This is a genomic window from Gymnodinialimonas sp. (assembly GCF_059726805.1).
Genome location: NZ_AP041059.1, coordinates 169,205 through 184,506 on the forward strand (window position 1 = coordinate 169,205; position 15,302 = coordinate 184,506).

15 protein-coding genes are annotated in these 15,302 nt (G+C 62.9%); 7 read left to right on the forward strand and 8 right to left on the reverse strand.

The window, feature by feature from the left end; genetic code table 11:
• Window positions 1-34: 34 nt before the first annotated feature.
• The 5 genes from bchY to AC6I9R_RS00905 form a co-directional block, all read right to left on the reverse strand.
• A complete protein-coding gene (gene bchY, locus AC6I9R_RS00885) occupies window positions 35-1,600 on the reverse strand; it encodes a chlorophyllide a reductase subunit Y (RefSeq protein ID WP_461426993.1) in 1,566 nt (521 codons plus the stop codon).
• Entirely contained in the window at window positions 1,600-2,598 is a 999-nt protein-coding gene (locus tag AC6I9R_RS00890) for a chlorophyllide a reductase iron protein subunit X (RefSeq protein ID WP_461426992.1), read from the reverse strand. Before AC6I9R_RS00890 ends, bchY begins: the two co-directional genes overlap by 1 nt.
• Window positions 2,595-3,536 (reverse strand): chlorophyll synthesis pathway protein BchC, encoded by a 942-nt coding sequence (gene bchC, locus AC6I9R_RS00895; protein ID WP_461426991.1) that lies wholly within the window; start codon window positions 3,534-3,536, stop codon window positions 2,595-2,597. The genes AC6I9R_RS00890 and bchC overlap by 4 nt, the downstream gene beginning before the upstream one ends.
• A gap of 148 nt (window positions 3,537-3,684) precedes the next feature.
• The gene (locus tag AC6I9R_RS00900) at window positions 3,685-4,821 is read right to left on the reverse strand and encodes a methyltransferase (protein WP_461426989.1); all 1,137 of its coding nucleotides are present in this window, start codon (window positions 4,819-4,821) and stop codon (window positions 3,685-3,687) included.
• Window positions 4,822-5,694 carry a polyprenyl synthetase family protein gene (locus tag AC6I9R_RS00905; protein WP_461426988.1) on the reverse strand — a complete coding sequence of 291 codons (873 nt, stop codon included), beginning with the start codon at window positions 5,692-5,694 and terminating at the stop codon, window positions 4,822-4,824.
• Window positions 5,695-5,832: 138 nt separating this feature from the next.
• Between AC6I9R_RS00905 and crtD the strand changes: the two genes are divergently transcribed.
• The 6 genes from crtD to AC6I9R_RS00935 are packed head-to-tail and all read left to right on the forward strand — an operon-like array spanning window position 5,833 to window position 12,354.
• Window positions 5,833-7,371 carry a 1-hydroxycarotenoid 3,4-desaturase CrtD gene (crtD, locus tag AC6I9R_RS00910; protein WP_461426987.1) on the forward strand — a complete coding sequence of 513 codons (1,539 nt, stop codon included), beginning with the start codon at window positions 5,833-5,835 and terminating at the stop codon, window positions 7,369-7,371.
• The gene (gene crtC, locus AC6I9R_RS00915; protein WP_461427078.1) at window positions 7,326-8,195 is read left to right on the forward strand and encodes a carotenoid 1,2-hydratase; all 870 of its coding nucleotides are present in this window, start codon (window positions 7,326-7,328) and stop codon (window positions 8,193-8,195) included. The genes crtD and crtC overlap by 46 nt, the downstream gene beginning before the upstream one ends.
• A gap of 53 nt (window positions 8,196-8,248) precedes the next feature.
• Window positions 8,249-8,812: an ATP-dependent protease subunit HslV gene (gene hslV, locus AC6I9R_RS00920; protein ID WP_461426986.1), complete on the forward strand. Its 564-nt coding sequence runs from the start codon at window positions 8,249-8,251 to the stop codon at window positions 8,810-8,812.
• Window positions 8,809-9,897 (forward strand): hypothetical protein, encoded by a 1,089-nt coding sequence (locus tag AC6I9R_RS00925; protein WP_461426985.1) that lies wholly within the window; start codon window positions 8,809-8,811, stop codon window positions 9,895-9,897. The genes hslV and AC6I9R_RS00925 overlap by 4 nt, the downstream gene beginning before the upstream one ends.
• A complete protein-coding gene (gene hslU / locus AC6I9R_RS00930; protein ID WP_461426984.1) occupies window positions 9,894-11,210 on the forward strand; it encodes an ATP-dependent protease ATPase subunit HslU in 1,317 nt (438 codons plus the stop codon). The genes AC6I9R_RS00925 and hslU overlap by 4 nt, the downstream gene beginning before the upstream one ends.
• A gap of 22 nt (window positions 11,211-11,232) precedes the next feature.
• Complete coding sequence (locus AC6I9R_RS00935) at window positions 11,233-12,354, forward strand: alpha/beta hydrolase (protein ID WP_461426983.1); 1,122 nt, start codon at window positions 11,233-11,235, stop codon at window positions 12,352-12,354.
• On the opposite strand, the gene AC6I9R_RS00940 is transcribed toward AC6I9R_RS00935, so the two are convergent.
• Genes AC6I9R_RS00940 through AC6I9R_RS00950 form a run of 3 tightly spaced genes read right to left on the reverse strand, consistent with a single transcriptional unit; the run spans window position 12,351 to window position 14,642 of the window.
• The gene (locus AC6I9R_RS00940; RefSeq protein WP_461426982.1) at window positions 12,351-12,959 is read right to left on the reverse strand and encodes a Smr/MutS family protein; all 609 of its coding nucleotides are present in this window, start codon (window positions 12,957-12,959) and stop codon (window positions 12,351-12,353) included. The genes AC6I9R_RS00935 and AC6I9R_RS00940 overlap by 4 nt on opposite strands.
• A 3-nt stretch (window positions 12,960-12,962) precedes the next feature.
• The gene (mltA, locus tag AC6I9R_RS00945) at window positions 12,963-13,979 is read right to left on the reverse strand and encodes a murein transglycosylase A (protein WP_461426981.1); all 1,017 of its coding nucleotides are present in this window, start codon (window positions 13,977-13,979) and stop codon (window positions 12,963-12,965) included.
• Window positions 13,980-13,982: 3 nt separating this feature from the next.
• Window positions 13,983-14,642 (reverse strand): Tim44/TimA family putative adaptor protein, encoded by a 660-nt coding sequence (locus AC6I9R_RS00950; RefSeq protein ID WP_461426980.1) that lies wholly within the window; start codon window positions 14,640-14,642, stop codon window positions 13,983-13,985.
• A gap of 153 nt (window positions 14,643-14,795) precedes the next feature.
• On the opposite strand from AC6I9R_RS00950, the gene AC6I9R_RS00955 reads away from it, so the two are divergent.
• Window positions 14,796-15,260 (forward strand): FxsA family protein, encoded by a 465-nt coding sequence (locus AC6I9R_RS00955; protein ID WP_461426979.1) that lies wholly within the window; start codon window positions 14,796-14,798, stop codon window positions 15,258-15,260.
• Window positions 15,261-15,302 lie beyond the last annotated feature (42 nt).

Sequence of the window (15,302 nt, forward strand, 5' to 3'; positions counted from 1 at the left end):
CCGCTGGCTGCGACGTATGCAAAACAAGTAGACATCAGATCATCTGCTCCGCTTTTGCGGCGCGCGCCATTTTGTCGAGTTTCTTCTGATGCGCGGCCCGAAAGTCGGGGCGCAGGTTCGGGGATTTCTCCCAGATGCCAGCGGTGTCGCCCTCGCCCACACCGGTGAAGAACGCTTTCATGGAAGACATGCGATCCTTGTTGCCCATGGCCGCGTTGACGACCTGTTGCAGGCTGCCCGCGCCCATCGGACCCATCAGAGGTCGAGCGGAGATGAGGTTGGTGAAATAGAGGCTTGGGATGCCAAGTTCTTTGCCCTTCTGGACGACGGGCGTGGTGCCAATCGCGAGGTCCGGCTTGATCGCCTCCATCGCGGCGCAATCATCTTCCAACGACGCGCGGAACTTGACCTTCACGCCCCGCGCTTCGAGCCATTCGACATCGGGCGCGGACCATTGCGACTTGCCGCAAGCGGTGCCGACGTAGGGAATGTTGGCCCCAGATTCGATCAGCAGGCGGGCGACGAGAAGCTCGGACCCTTCATACCCGGACAGCGTGATCGTGCCGTCGATGGGCGTCGCGGCCAAAGCGGATTTGATCGCGGGGAGGAAGGCGTTCTGCGCCTCGGCAATCCTGTCAGCGCCGACGTTGTAAGCGTTGCCAATCGCCTCAAGCCACGCGGCGGTGCCGTCATGACCCACGGGCGCAGAGCCCACGATGGTGCGGCCCGCGGCCTCAAACTCGCGGATTGCGGCGGTATAGAAGGGGTGGATCGCGGCCACCACCTGGCTATCCAACGCGGAATAGAGCTCACGCCACTCACGGCAGGGAACGACCGGACCTGCCGCCAGACCGAGTGGCGCGAGCATCCCTGCGATTCCCAAGGGATCCGCAGGGAACATTTCGCCCAACAGGGTCACTGTCGGACGGTCTGAAACACCCGAGACAGGAGCCATAACTGGACCGGCCTCCACTTCCTGTCGGGCATAGTTGAGCATCGCCCCGGCGAGGACGTCTTTCGCCTCCGCGTGGGTCGGTACTCCGAAGCCAGGAACGTCGATACCGACGATCCTGACCCCATTGATTTCGTCGGGAAGAAGCCGCAACGGAACTCCGGATGCGGTGGGAACACAAAGGTTCGTGACCACGATGGCGTCATATCTTTCCGGGTCCGCCATCTCGTGGACGGACTCGCGTATGTCTTCGAAGAGCTTGCCGGTGACAAGCGATTCAGAATTGAACGGGACGTATCCGACACTGCGGCGTGCGCCGTAGAAGTGGGACACGAAGGTCAGGCCGTAAACGCAACAAGCCGAACCACTTAGCACGGTCGCGACGCGACGCATCCGGAGGCCCACGCGAAGCGAGCCGAAGGCGGGGCACATCGACTGCGGCTTGTCGTGGGGGCCGGTCGGGTAATCCTTGGCGAATTGATCGAGGATGTCGGACTTGCCAGCGCTGCGCGCGGCGGCCTCCATCGTGGCGGCCCCGGCGTGACAGCCCATGCCATCGGCCATGATTGGGGCGTCGCGGCCTTCGACCGCCTCGCCCTCAATCACGTCAACCTCGGCGGTGGTGTCGTATGTGATTTCGCGGTCCATCATGCGTCGTCGTACACAACTTCGAGGGACTCTTTCGCGACCGCGTTCTTGCCGCGCATATCCTGATCGGTGGCGGGTTCCAGCACCACGCCCGCGCCAGTGTCAGAGCCGTCAAACAGCGCCAGAAGGCCATCCTGGTTCAGGGCCGTCGGGCGCATCGGCGGAGCCGTCGCGACATTGTCGCCAAGCTCTGCAAAGAGGGCGCCCCATTCGGACTCCTGCGTGCCAACAATCTGATAGTTGGCGGATTTCTTGCGCAGGTCATCGTTTTGCGGGATCGAGGCGAGGATCGGGATATCGACCGCTTCGGCAAAGGCCTGAGCCTCTCCGCTGCCGTCATCCTTGTTGATCACGAGACCCGCGACGCCGACGTTACCGCCCATCTTGCGGAAGTACTCGACCGCGGAACACACGTTGTTGGCCACATACAGCGATTGCAGGTCATTCGACGCCACAAGGATCACCTTCTGCGCCATGTCGCGGGCGATGGGCAGGCCGAAGCCGCCGCAGACCACGTCGCCCAGGAAGTCGAGCAAAACGTAGTCGAAGTCCCAATCGTGGAAGCCCAGCTTCTCCAGCAGCTCAAACCCGTGGATGATGCCGCGCCCGCCGCACCCGCGACCAACCTCGGGGCCGCCAAGCTCCATCGCGAAGACACCGCCGCGCTTGAAGCAAACGTCGCCGATCTGAACTTCTTCCCCGGCCAGTTTCTTGGCCGAGGAGGTTTCGATGATCGTGGGGCAGGCCTTGCCGCCGAACAGAAGCGACGTGGTGTCAGACTTCGGATCACAGCCGATCAGCAGCACGCGCTTGCCCTGCTCGGCCATCATGTGGCTGAGGTTGGCGAGCGTGAAGGACTTGCCGATACCGCCTTTGCCGTAGATCGCGATGATCTGGGTCTTCTTGGTGGGCTCGCCCTGAGGGACCTCAAGCGACGGCTCATTGGCTTCGTCGCGAAGGTTCGCGTCGTAGTCCTTGAGGTTCGGAATATCTTTCATGCGACGTTCTCCCAGTCCAAGATCATCTTCAGGCAAGCGGCATCTTCGAAGGCGGTCTGATACGCTTCGGCAGCTTGGCTGGAGGGTCGTGTGTGTGTGATCAGCCCATCGAGGCTTAGCGCCCCATGGTCGATCAGATCGCGCGTGGCGGTCAGGTCATCGCGGGTCCACTCGGCGGCGATGCGCAGGCGCGCCTCGCGCATGAAGGCGGGCGGAAAGGCGAAGGACAGCGGTTCGGGGTAGAAACCGGCAAGGACAATCTCACCCTGTTTGGCGAGACGGCCGATCAAGGTGTTGAGCAGGTCGGACTGGCCGGAGGCATCGTAGATGCATTTGTAATCGCGGCGCTCGTCGGCGTCGGGGTGCAGGACTTCGTAGCCCGTCGCACCCGTAGCGCGATCTGCGTCAATCTCCCAAACGGTCGGGGGCTTGCCGCCTGCCGCAATCGTCAGACGCGCCAGGAGGCGGCCAAAGACGCCGTGGCCGACGATCAACTCGGGCAGTGTCTTGTCCATTCCGGCCATCGCGTGGCGCGCCGTGGCGGCCAACGCCAGAAGCGCGCCTTCGGCTTTTAGCGCAGGATCAATACGCACGACTCGATCAGCCGATGTGACCAGACGGGACGAAGCGCCGCCAAAGAGGCCCTTCACATCGCCGTAGCAATTGGCACCGGGCACGAACACGCGGTCACCGGGCTTGAAGCCGGTGCCGGAGGCGGCTTCAACAACTTCGCCAGCAGCCTCATAGCCGGGCACAAGCGGATAGCCCATGCCGGGGAACGGCGGCATCTGCCCGGACCAGAACAGTTTTTCCGTCCCGGTGGAAATGCCGGAATGCGCCACGTCGATCACCAGATCGCCCTCGGAAGGGTCGGTCAAGCTGACCTGACCAAGGCCCAGGGCCTTGGGTCCTTCCAGAATGACGGCGGTGGTGTGCAAGGTCGCTTCCTCGTGTCGGTGGCATTTTTTTCGCGCACGCCAACAGGGAAAGAATCCTATGGGTGCGACAATCTATGGTGTCAGTTTAACCTGACACTTCATTATGTCAACGCGAATAGACATATCATCTGTAAGTGTTCGCTTGGGTTTACGCTTTGGATGCGCAGACCATCCCGGTGACGAAGGGCCGGCCGGTTTTGACCGTCGTCACACCCCGAAATCCCGCGCGGCTCAGATGCGCAGAAATCTCATCCGCGCTGCGGGCTTTGCCGGTCCGCATGGCCATACAGTAAAGGCCGAAGTAGGCATCGCCGGGGCGTGTGGGCGTGTCGCCGCCCGACATCGGCTCGGCCACGATGATGCGCCCGCCGGACGGCAGGGCAGCGTGCGCCTTCGCCAAAAGCATGGCGACCGTCTCATCTGCATGGTCGTAGAGGACGCGGACTAAGCTGATCGCATCTGCGCAAACGGGCAGCGCATCGGTGCGGAAGGAGCCTCCGGTAATGTCAGCGCGGGGTGACAACCCTTCGCGCTCAAACCGGGCCGTGGCGGGGGCGATGACGGCGGGCAGATCGAAGAGATGCAGGTTCAGATGCGGATAGGCTTGACCGGCAGCGGCGAGAAAAACACCGGTGCCACCCCCGACATCCAGCAACATCTTGGTGCGCGACAGGTCGAGGTGAGCCAGCGCCTCCTCCGCCACCAGGGTTTGGCTGTCGGCCATCAGCTCGGAATATGTGGCGGCGACGTCGGGGTCGACGTCACCGGACGCGCCGAACACGTAAGGCCAGAACCCCGCAAGCTCGGTGTCGGAGCCGTCTTTGAAGAAAGCAACAGGATCGGCGAGATCCAGGTAGAGGACATCGTGGTGACGAATCATCTGCGCAAGACCGGGAATACCCGGCAGCGCGGCACCAAGACGGCCGAGGGCGTAGCGGCCATCGGCTTGGCGGGTCATCAGACCAAGGGACGTCGCGCCCTGGGCGAGGACCTTCATGCGCGGCTCGGGCACGCCGGTACGGCTTGCGAGATCGCTAAGGGTCCGTGGTTGAGTGTGCAGATGGTCAGGCAGGTCGAATTCGACGAAGGCCATCAGGATCTGACTATGCGCAAACCCTGCCACAAGGTCGAACAGCGCCTCGCCGTCCTTGCGGGCGATGCTCGCGGCAATTGGCAGCTTCGCCGCTTTCTGCTGGAACGCGCGGGACCCGACCAGCGCGGTGCGCCAGGCGTAGAAACGGTCCTTCAGTGACTTGCGCGTGTCCTGCGGGTCTGCCAGCGCCATTTATTCGGCAGCCGTTACCGGGGGCATTACCGGGGTCAGCCGCTCTGCCGTTTTGCGCACCATCTCGGCCAGCATGGCTTCGCCCGGGCACGACGGGATCGAGGAAATCGCGCCCGACAGGATGTCTTCAAGGTGCGTGATCGCGCCGCGCACGCCGTATTCGGTCACGGCGTTGGGCCGGTCGTGGATCTCATCCTGATGCGCAGGCTTGCCGAGCGTTGCCTCATCATAGAGGGCGTCGCGCAGATCGTCGGCAACCTGGAACGCCTCACCGATACGAGCCCCAAGCTCGGTCCAGGGTTCCGGGTCTTCGCCAGCGGCGGCGGCGCCCATGCGGGTGGCGGCGGTGAAAAGCGCGCCGGTTTTGGCGCGGTGGTAAGCGGAAAGGTCGATCTTGTCCTCACTCTCCCACCCCTGCCCGGCGCAAATGCCGCCCGGCATGCCGGTGGATTGGCCAAGGATCTTCAGCAGCTCAATCGCGCGCATCGGGTCATGGGGAGCGGCGCGGGTCAGCACCTCGAACGAGGCGATGATCAGGCTATCGCCGGCCAGCAGGGCGAGCGGCTCGGAATAGGCTTTGTGGACGGAGGGCTTGCCACGCCGCACGTCGGCGTCGTCGAAACAGGGCAGATCGTCGTGGACGAGGCTGGCGCAATGGATCAGCTCAATCGCGGTGGCGGCGGCATCGGACATCTCGGGCAGCGGATCACCGCAAGCCATGGCGACGGAGAGGCAAATCGTCGGGCGGATGCGGGCACCACCGGGGGTCACGGAGTACTCAAGCGCCGAGGCCAGTTTCGGCGGCGCGATAGTCCCCTGAGCGTGGGTGATGGCGGCGGCAATCGCGCGTTCGATCCGGGGTTTCAACGGCATTTGACGCCTCCTCAAAAGGATTCGGTGCGGGATCTGACACCCGATATGTAAATCAGACTGGACATATTATGGATAGGTGTCAACATAGACTGACACTTGGAGGATGCGCCCCTGGGGGATTCTGCACACAAAACAGTCGTGATTGGCGCCGGGATTGGCGGGCTTTCGGCTGCGTTGCGGCTGGCCTCAAAAGGCGCGCGCGTCACGGTGGTGGAGGCGGCAGACGCGCCGGGAGGCAAAATGCGCACTGCGCCTTCCGTCGCGGGTCCGGTGGACATCGGGCCGACGGTTCTGACGATGCGGCCCGTGTTTGAGGCGCTGTTCGCGGATGTCGGCGAGCGGCTTGAGGATCACGTGACCCTGCACCGCGATCCCATTTTGGCGCGGCACTTCTGGCGCGACGGGTCTTCGCTGGACCTTTTCGACGACCCGGATGCGAGCGTCGAGGCAGTGCGCGTGTTCGCAGGTAGTAAGGCGGCAGAGCAATTTACCCGCTTCGCGGCCTCTGCCAAGGCGTTGTTCGAGGCCTTCGACGGCCCGATCATGCAGTCCGAGGCCCCTGCCCTTTTGCCCCTGACCGCGCATGTTCTGAAGAACCCGAAACTCATCCCCGCGATGATGCCTGGCCTGAGCCTCGCGCGGCGTTTGCAGATGTCCTTCGACGATCCACGCTTGCGGCAGCTGTTCGGGCGCTACGCGACCTATGTGGGCGGTTCGCCGCATCAGAGCCCCGCCGTGCTCGGGCTGATCTGGCACTCGGAGGCGCAGGGAGTTTGGTCGGTTGAAGGCGGAATGCATGCTTTGGCAAAGGCCTTGCACGATCTGGCGGTGTCAAAGGGCGTCGAGTTTGTGTTCGGCCAAGCCGCAGAGCGCATTGCGACCCAGGGTGGTGCGGTGTCCACGGTGCATCTGGCGGATGGGTCCGCGATTCCGGCGGATGCGGTGGTGTTCAACGGCGACCCACGGGCGCTGTCGAAAGGGATGCTCGGGCCACCTGCCGCCTCAGCCGTGCCCAAGGCAGGCACCGAGCCGCGCAGCCTGTCGGCGTTCGTTTGGGGCTTTGCGGCAGAGCCCGAAGGCGTCGAACTGGCGCATCACAACGTTTTCTTCTGCGACGACCCAAAGGTCGAATTCCGCGACCTCGCCCGGGGTGAGATGCCCCGCGACGCGACGCTATACGTTTGCGCTCAGGATCGAGGGGGCACGACCCCCGAAGGGCCTGAGCGGTTCGAGATTATCATGAACGGCCCCCCCGGCCACCAGACGACCGAGGAGGCAAAAGAAACATGCCAAACCCGCACGTTCGAGACGTTACAGCAGATGGGGTTGACCTTCAGTCCGCGTCCCCAAACCCCCGCCTTGACGACACCCAAAGACTTCAATCAAGCGTTTCCCGCGTCGGACGGTTCCCTGTACGGGCGGAGCCCAAACGGGATGATGGCAACGTTCCAGCGGCCCACGGCGCGGACAGCCCTGAAAGGCCTCTACCTGGCAGGGGGCGGGGCGCATCCGGGGGCGGGGGTGCCGATGGCCTGCCTCTCCGGCAAGCACGCGGCCGAGGCGATCTGGAGCGACCTTGCTTCGACATCCAAGTCGACAAGGACGGCTACGCCTGGTGGTATGTCGACGGGATCAGCGACGATGGCAGCCAAGCCATCTCCATCATCGGCTTCATAGGGTCGGTTTTCAGCCCCTGGTATCGGTGGAGCGGACGCAAGAACCCCGCCAACAACTGCTGCCTGAACGTGGCCACCTACGGGCGCGGCGGGCGCTGGACGATGACCGACCGAGGCGAAGAGGCCTTGGGCCTGTCGCGCGATGCGCTGCAGATCGGGCCGAGCGCGATGGTCTGGAACGGCGACCGGCTAGAGGTGCAGATCAACGAGGTCAGCACGCCCCATGCGCAGCGGGTGAAAGGGACCGTGACCATTCATCCCACAGCACTCACCGATCGCGAGATGCTGCTAAGCGATGATGGTGCCCATGTATGGCGGCCCTTCGCGCCGACAGCTCGGATCGAAGTCGCGCTGAACCGGCCCGGCTGGACGTGGTCCGGCCACGGCTATTTCGACGCGAATTTTGGGACCCGGGCGCTGGAGGCGGACTTCAGCTATTGGACCTGGGGGCGGTTCCCCCTACGTGATGGCTCAGCGTGTTTTTATGACCTTGAACGGCGCGACGGGACCGGGCTGTCAACGGGCGTTGGTTTCGCCGCAGATGGGACGCCCCACGCAATCCAGATGCCCCCGAAACAGAAACTAAAGCGCCCATTATGGATGGTTCGCCGCGAAACGCGTGCCGATGCCGACTACAAACCACACCAAGTGAAACCGATGCTCGACGCGCCGTTCTACAACCGCTCGGCCATCCGCACCAAGATCAATGGCGAAGAGACAACCGGCGTTTATGAGGCGCTGGACCTCCACCGTTTCCGGGGGCCTTGGCTGATGCCGATGCTCGCCGTTCGGGTGCCCCGTCGCAAGGGATGGCCGCGAGGTTAACTTGTCGTCACCGAGAAGGCCCTCCATATAGGCGGTAACGGATGGAGGCCCTGATGGCGAAAGATGAATTCCCCGGTTGGCATGGCACGACGATCATCGGTGTCCGCAAGGGCGGCAAGGTCGTTGTGGCCGGTGACGGACAGGTCAGCCTTGGGCCGACGGTGATCAAGGGCACTGCGCGGAAAGTGCGGCGCCTGTCGCCTGGCGGCTATGATGTCGTTTGCGGCTTTGCAGGCTCCACGGCAGATGCGTTCACGCTGCTGGAGCGGCTGGAGGCCAAACTGGAAGCGACGCCCGGGCAGTTGCAGCGCGCGAGCGTGGAGCTCGCCAAGGATTGGCGCACCGACAAATACCTTCAAAAGCTGGAAGCGATGTTGATCGTTACCGACGGCAGTGAACTCTACATCATCACCGGCGCGGGCGACGTTCTGGAGCCAGAGCATGGGATTGCCGCGATTGGATCTGGCGGGAACTTCGCGCTGGCCGCCGCGCGCGGGATGCTGGACAGCGACAAGGACGCCGAGACGATTGCGCGCGACGCCATGGCGATTGCGTCAGACATCTGCGTCTACACCAACGGCAACCTGACCGTTGAGACGATCACGGGCAAAGCATGAGCGACGTCACCCGCGATGACCTGCGCGCCGCCGTGGCCGCGGGCCTGATGACGGAAGCGCAAGCGGCATCCCTGATCTCGCTCGCGGAAGAGCGGGAGGGGGTGCGCGCCCGCCGCTCCGGCCTTGATGAACCGTTTGAGCTGTTCAAAGGCTTCAACGAGATCTTCATCGTCGTGGGTCTGTCGATCCTGTTTGCCGGTTGGACCGGGGTGACAGGTGTCAGCGTCCTGGCAAATTCCAGCGGCTACGTGATGGGGCTGCTGTTCTCTTTGGTGTCGATGGGCGTGATCATCCTGCTGGCGCGCTACTTCACGTTGACCCGCCGAATGGTGGCCCCCTCGATTGCCTTGGCGGTCATGTATGGATTGTCGGCGCTGTCGTTCGGGTTGGCCTTCGCCAACTTCCTCGATGCCACTTTCCAGATCGCGTGGACCATAGCAGCGGGCGTGGCGGGCATTTTCCTGTGCCTCTACTACGCGCTCTTCCGGGTGCCGTTCACCGTTGCGCTGATCACGGCGTCTGTCTTCCTTCTTGCCTTCGGCTTGGCGACAGCGGGCGGCAATGTGCCGGAAACACTGCAGGATATCTTCCTTTTTTCAGCCGACGGGCCATTCGCGATCCTGACGATTGTGTTGGGCCTCATCGGCTTTGCCGTCGCCATGGCCTTCGACATGAGCGATCCACACCGCGTCACACGCCGCGCGGCCTCTGGCTTTTGGCTGCATGTCATGGCCGCGCCCGCCATCGTGAACACGGTGGCTTTGACGCTGTTCCAGACTCAAACCACAGGCGCGCAACTGGCGCTTGTCGCCTTCATCTCGGTAATGGCGCTTTTCGCGGTCGTGATCGACCGCCGCTCGTTCCTGGTGGCGGGCGTGGGATATGTCGTGGCCCTGTCAATTTCCGTTGTGGAAGGCGGGAACGAGTTCTTCGTGATCCTGCTTCTGGGCGCAGGCCTCGTCTTTCTTGGCGCACAATGGGAACGGATACGTGGCGCGATCATGCGCGCGCTTCCCAACTTTCCCGGTAAAACCAAATTGCCCCCGTGGTCTGATCCCAGGGCTGTAAAGGAGGCCACATCATGAGTGACCTGACCCCCCGCGAAATCGTCTCGGAGCTGGACCGTTTCATCATCGGCCAGAACGACGCCAAGCGCGCCGTCGCCGTAGCCCTGCGCAACCGCTGGCGGCGCAAGCAGTTGGGCGATGACCTGCGCGATGAGGTGTACCCGAAGAACATCCTGATGATCGGGCCCACGGGTGTCGGTAAGACCGAGATTTCGCGCCGTCTGGCGAAACTTGCGAAAGCGCCCTTCATCAAGGTGGAGGCCACGAAGTTCACTGAGGTCGGCTATGTGGGCCGTGATGTAGAGCAGATCATCCGCGATCTAGTCGACGCCGCCCAGGTAATGATCCGCGAGCACATGCGCGAAGACGTAAAATCCAAAGCACATGATGGTGCCGAGGATCGCGTGATCGAGGCGCTGGCAGGCAAAGACGCGCGCGAGCAAACCCGCGAGATGTTCCGCAAGAAGCTCCGCTCGGGTGAGTTGGACGATACGGTGATTGAGCTGGAAGTGACGGACAACTCCAACCCCCTCGGCGGGTTTGAGATCCCCGGCCAGCCCGGCGGTATGGGCGGCATGGGTGCGGGCATGATGAACCTCGGCGATCTGTTCAAGGGTATGGGCGGACGCACGGTGAAAAAGCGCCTTACGGTTGCGGCCAGTTACGACCTGCTGATCGAAGAGGAAGCCGACAAGCTTCTGGACACTGAAACAGTCACGAAAGAGGCGCTTAGAGCCGTTGAGCAGGGCGGGATCGTGTTTCTGGATGAGATCGACAAAGTCTGCGCCAAGTCCGATGCGCGGGGCGGCGATGTCTCTCGCGAAGGGGTTCAGCGGGACCTCTTGCCGTTGATCGAAGGGACGACCGTGTCGACGAAACATGGCCCGGTGAAGACGGACCACATCCTGTTCATCGCTTCGGGCGCGTTTCACATCGCCAAGCCGTCCGATCTGTTGCCAGAGCTGCAAGGCCGCCTGCCAATCCGCGTGAACCTGCGGCCCCTGACGGAGGATGACTTTGTCCGCATCCTGACGGAAACGGACAACGCGCTGACCCGGCAGTACACCGCCCTGATGGCAACCGAGGAAGTCACTGTTGAGTTCACGGAAGACGGCATCCGCGCCCTGGCCCATATCGCCGCTGAGGTGAACGAAAGCATCGAAAACATCGGCGCGCGCAGGCTCTATACCGTGCTCGAACGCGTGTTTGAGGAGCTGAGTTTCACGGCACCCGACCGCGGGGGCGATGTCGTGCAGGTAGACGCGGCGTTTGTGGAAGAGAACCTCGGCGAATTGACGCGCAGCACGGATCTAAGCCGCTACGTTTTGTGATCCTCTGCTGGTAAGAGGGGGCATGACACGCACCCCCCTCACCCGCCGATCCTTGCTTTGCGGCGTTGCCACCCTGCCGCTCGCGGGCTGTTTGACCGTGCCCGATATCCTGATCGTGCCGGAAGCGGCCACCACCGGAACCAGCGAAACCGTTTTCGTTGCCACCAACCGCATCTTTGCCGACGGGCAGTTCCAGAATGAGCGGCAGGAAGGCCTGTCCTTCACGCAGTTTGATGTCGCCATCCCGCCGGATCGCGAAACCGGCGCGGTTCAGCCTGGCAGGCTAAGGCGCGGCGGTCCTGATCTTCAGACTGATTTCGTGGCCAGCGCAGGCGATCACCTGGGCACTGCCGGAAACTTCCGCGCGAGGTTGATGGCGGAGGCGCGGCGGAGAGGCACGCGTGAGGTCATGGTTTTCATCCATGGGTTCAACAGCACCCTGGGCACGGGCCTCTACCGGACCGCTCAGATACGCCATGATTTCCAGATCCCCGGCCTTGCGGTTCACTACGCCTGGCCCAGTGCCGGGCACCCCCTGGGATATGCCTACGACCGCGATTCGGCTCTGTTTGCGCGAGACAGGTTGGAGACATTGCTGACTGAAATCGCCGCCGCTGGTCTGCACATTGTCCTGACCGCGCATTCGCTGGGGTCTGGCGTCGTGATGGAGGTTTTGCGTCAGCTGCGCATTGGCGGGCGTGACGACGTGATCAACCGGATCAACGGCGTGATCCTGTTCTCCCCGGATATCGACGTGGATGTGTTCCGTGCCCAGGCGGCGCGGGTGGGGCAACTGCCGCAGCCCTTCGTGATCTTCACCTCACAGCGGGACCGCGCCTTGACGATTTCGGCTCGGATTACCGGATTGCGAGAGCGGGTCGGCAACCTTTCAAGCGCGGATCAGGTGGCGGATTATGAGGTCACCCTGATCGATACTAGTGCGTTTGAAGGCGGTGTGCGCGATCCGTTGAACCACTTCGCCGGAGCCACATCGCCCGCCGTCGTGCAAATGTTGCGGGAAGTGGCCCAGGTCAACAATGCGTTCGAGCGGGATGTGAGCCAACAGGCCGGACTGTTGCCGGGGACGATCCTAACGATCCAGAACGCGACGCGGGTCATGTTGAGCCCGGTCAACCTGCGTTAACGGCGCCGTTTGAGGTAAACGTAGTAAGCGCCTCCGCCGCCGTGGCGTTGATGCGCCTCGCGGATATCCAGGATCATCGCGCCCAAAGGCGGCGACGTCAGCCAGTTCGGGATCTGGTGTTTGAGGATGCCGCGCCGGATCGGAATCGGCCCGCCGCTATCGCGATCTTTGCCCTTACCGGTAATCACGAGGACCAGCCGCCGATCCATCTCATGCGAGTGGAAGATGAAACTGATCAGCGCCGGATGCGCCTCGGACAGGGTCATGCCGTGCAGATCTATCCGTCCTTCGGGCTTCAGCTTGCCCCGGGTCATGCGTTTGTGGGTGCCGTGATCCATGCGGACGGGCGCGTGGGCCAGTTGAACTGAAAGGCTGGGGGCGTGATTGACGGGGCCCTGGTTAAAGGATGCCTTTTCGCCGACGCGGAACGCAGGCAGGCGGTTGGCCGTGGTGGTCGGCTTGGGGCTGAGGGCGGGCTTTGGTTTCGGCGCATCCTCGGTGATTTTCGGCGCGCCGCTGCGGTCCATCGGCGTGGCCGTCGCCGCAACCCGGTTCCACAGGGCCTTGTCGTCCTCCGACAGGCCGCGTTTGCCACGCCGCGCCATGGATTACGCGTCCGGGATCAGTTGGTGCGCACGCTCGATCGGCAAAAGCACCATCATGCGGCCCGGATCGCGGATCACGCCAGCGGCCTCACCGGCCGCGTCGCCAAACCCAAAGAAAATATCCGCCCGCTGCGCGCCCTGGATCGCGCCGCCGGTATCCTGGGCAATCATCAGGCGGCGGATCGGACCGTTGCCGTCCTTCTCGATCCAGACTGGTGCACCGAGGGGGGTGTAATCTGGGTCCACGGCAATCGTGCGATGGGGCGTGATGTTGCGGTTCATCGCGCCCAGGGGGCCGAGGTTCGGGTCGGTAATGTCGACTTCGCGAAAGAAAACGTAGCTGGGGTTGTGATGCAGCAGGTCGCGTCCAGCAGTAGGGTTACGGCGCACCCAGGATTGGATGACTTGCGCGGAGACCTGGTGCGGTTGGTAGACGCCACGCCGCACCAGTTCTTGCCCGACAGAGCGGTATTCGTGACCATTTCGCCCGCCATACCCCACGCGCAGCGCGCCCCCTTCGGCGAGGGTGATCCGGCCAGAGCCTTGGATTTGCAGGAAAAACAGCTCTACCGGGTCATCGACCCAGGCGATTTCCAGGCCGCGGCCTTCCAGCACGCGCGATTCTTCGATCTGCTCGCGGGAAAGCCACCGGCCCGAGACTTCGGGCGGCATGCGGTAGACGGGGAAGCGGTAGCGGCTGGTGCGGGTGCGAGATCCGCTGAGTTCGGGCTCGTAGTAGCCGGTGAAAAGGGCAGGGTTCTCGCCGCCGATCAGGACGGGGCGAAAGAACAGTTCAAAGAAGGTGCGCGCGTCGGGGGCGGTTTCCGCGACATTGCACAGCGCGGCCCAATCTGAGCCGTCCAGATCCATGCAGGTGTTGCGGAAGACCGAAAGGGCCGCGGCATGATCATCCGCGGCCCATCCATCAAGGTCGTCAAAGTCCAGAAGCTGCACAGGCTCATCCGCCATGGCCAAGGTGGTCGTCAGGACCAAGGCAAGGGCAACCGCGAGCCGCCTCATGGATCATCCGTCGGTGGCCACCAAGGCCCAGTTCGGATCATCGGCGCCCATAGTCCGGGCGAAGGTCCAGACATCGCGCTGGCGCTTGATTTCGGACGCGTCGCCTTCGATGATTTCGCCATCAGAATTGCGCACGACACTCGTCAGCTCACCCACGAAACGAACAGTGACTTCACCGACGCCCGAACTGCGGTCAAACGTGGCTTCCTGCAGGGAAATCTCTCGCACGCCGATGAACTCTGCCTCGATGGAGAGGCCCTGTTCATTGCGCTGGTCGATCACCGTCTCGAACGTCTCCAGCACATCTTCGGCAAGGAAGGGGCGCAGACCATCTTTGTCGCCGTTCTCAAACGCCATCAGGATCATCTCATAGGCCTGACGGGCCCCGCCGAGGAATTCACCGACGCGGAATCCCGGCTCGGCCATTTTCATCGCGGCCAGCGCTTTGGCGCTGTCAGAGCCATCGTCGACGTGGTCGATGATATCATCATCGGGGCCGCCTTCGATCACCTCGAAATCACGGCGCACGTCAGAGCGGCCACTGCCGGGCGCCACCGGGGGCTTTTCAAAGCCATCCCGCGTGCCGAGCACAGAGCGCAGGCGCAGAATTAGGAAAATCGCGATGCCAGCCAGCACCAGCAAGGACAAGAGAGAGGAGTTCATGGCACCTCGATTGGGCGTGTGGGTTAAAATTCCGTATGTCAGCCACATATGTAGGGCAGGGGTGGTATCAAGTCCATTGCGCCTGCACGCGTGGGGCTGGAATACATGAAATGCGGTGAAGGGGCCGCGCGAGGGCTGAAAAGGCGTTAAGATATGTGGCTGTTCATACTGTTCATCGCGGTTCCGGTGATTGAAATTGCGTTGTTTATTCAGGTTGGCGGGTGGTTGGGACTTTGGCCCACGCTGCTGATCGTGGTGCTTACGGCAATTGCGGGCACGGCTTTGGTCAAAAGCCAGGGCGCACAGGCGATGGCGCAATTGAAGAACAGCTTTGACGATCTGCGCGACCCGACCGAGCCTTTGGCCCACGGCGCGATGATCCTGTTTTCCGGCGCGCTCTTGCTGACGCCGGGGTTTTTCACCGATTTTGTCGGCTTTGCCCTGCTGGTTCCTGGGGTGCGCCGGTTTGTTCTGAAGAAGATCAAAGAGCGGGTGAACGTGCAGACCGTCCGCGCCGATCGCGGGTGGCAACCGCAGGATGAGACGATCATCGAAGGCACGTACACGGAAGAAGACGTGGAGCGGCCCTCCGGCCCCTCGGGCTGGCGCAGGGATTGAGGCCCGGCAAAGGGCCTGTTAAAGCACGCTCAACTTTGAATT

Bases quoted from the DNA above. Each gene is read 5' to 3' on its own strand.
- bchY (WP_461426993.1), bottom strand. From the start codon at position 1,600: ATGGACCGCGAAATCACATACGACACCACCGCCGAGGTTGACGTGATT.
- AC6I9R_RS00890 (WP_461426992.1), bottom strand. From the start codon at position 2,598: ATGAAAGATATTCCGAACCTCAAGGACTACGACGCGAACCTTCGCGAC.
- AC6I9R_RS00900 (WP_461426989.1), bottom strand. From the start codon at position 4,821: ATGGCGCTGGCAGACCCGCAGGACACGCGCAAGTCACTGAAGGACCGT.
- AC6I9R_RS00905 (WP_461426988.1), bottom strand. From the start codon at position 5,694: ATGCCGTTGAAACCCCGGATCGAACGCGCGATTGCCGCCGCCATCACC.
- hslV (WP_461426986.1), top strand. From the start codon at position 8,249: ATGGCGAAAGATGAATTCCCCGGTTGGCATGGCACGACGATCATCGGT.
- AC6I9R_RS00925 (WP_461426985.1), top strand. From the start codon at position 8,809: ATGAGCGACGTCACCCGCGATGACCTGCGCGCCGCCGTGGCCGCGGGC.
- hslU (WP_461426984.1), top strand. From the start codon at position 9,894: ATGAGTGACCTGACCCCCCGCGAAATCGTCTCGGAGCTGGACCGTTTC.
- AC6I9R_RS00935 (WP_461426983.1), top strand. From the start codon at position 11,233: ATGACACGCACCCCCCTCACCCGCCGATCCTTGCTTTGCGGCGTTGCC.
- AC6I9R_RS00940 (WP_461426982.1), bottom strand. From the start codon at position 12,959: ATGGCGCGGCGTGGCAAACGCGGCCTGTCGGAGGACGACAAGGCCCTG.
- mltA (WP_461426981.1), bottom strand. From the start codon at position 13,979: ATGAGGCGGCTCGCGGTTGCCCTTGCCTTGGTCCTGACGACCACCTTG.
- AC6I9R_RS00950 (WP_461426980.1), bottom strand. From the start codon at position 14,642: ATGAACTCCTCTCTCTTGTCCTTGCTGGTGCTGGCTGGCATCGCGATT.
- AC6I9R_RS00955 (WP_461426979.1), top strand. From the start codon at position 14,796: ATGTGGCTGTTCATACTGTTCATCGCGGTTCCGGTGATTGAAATTGCG.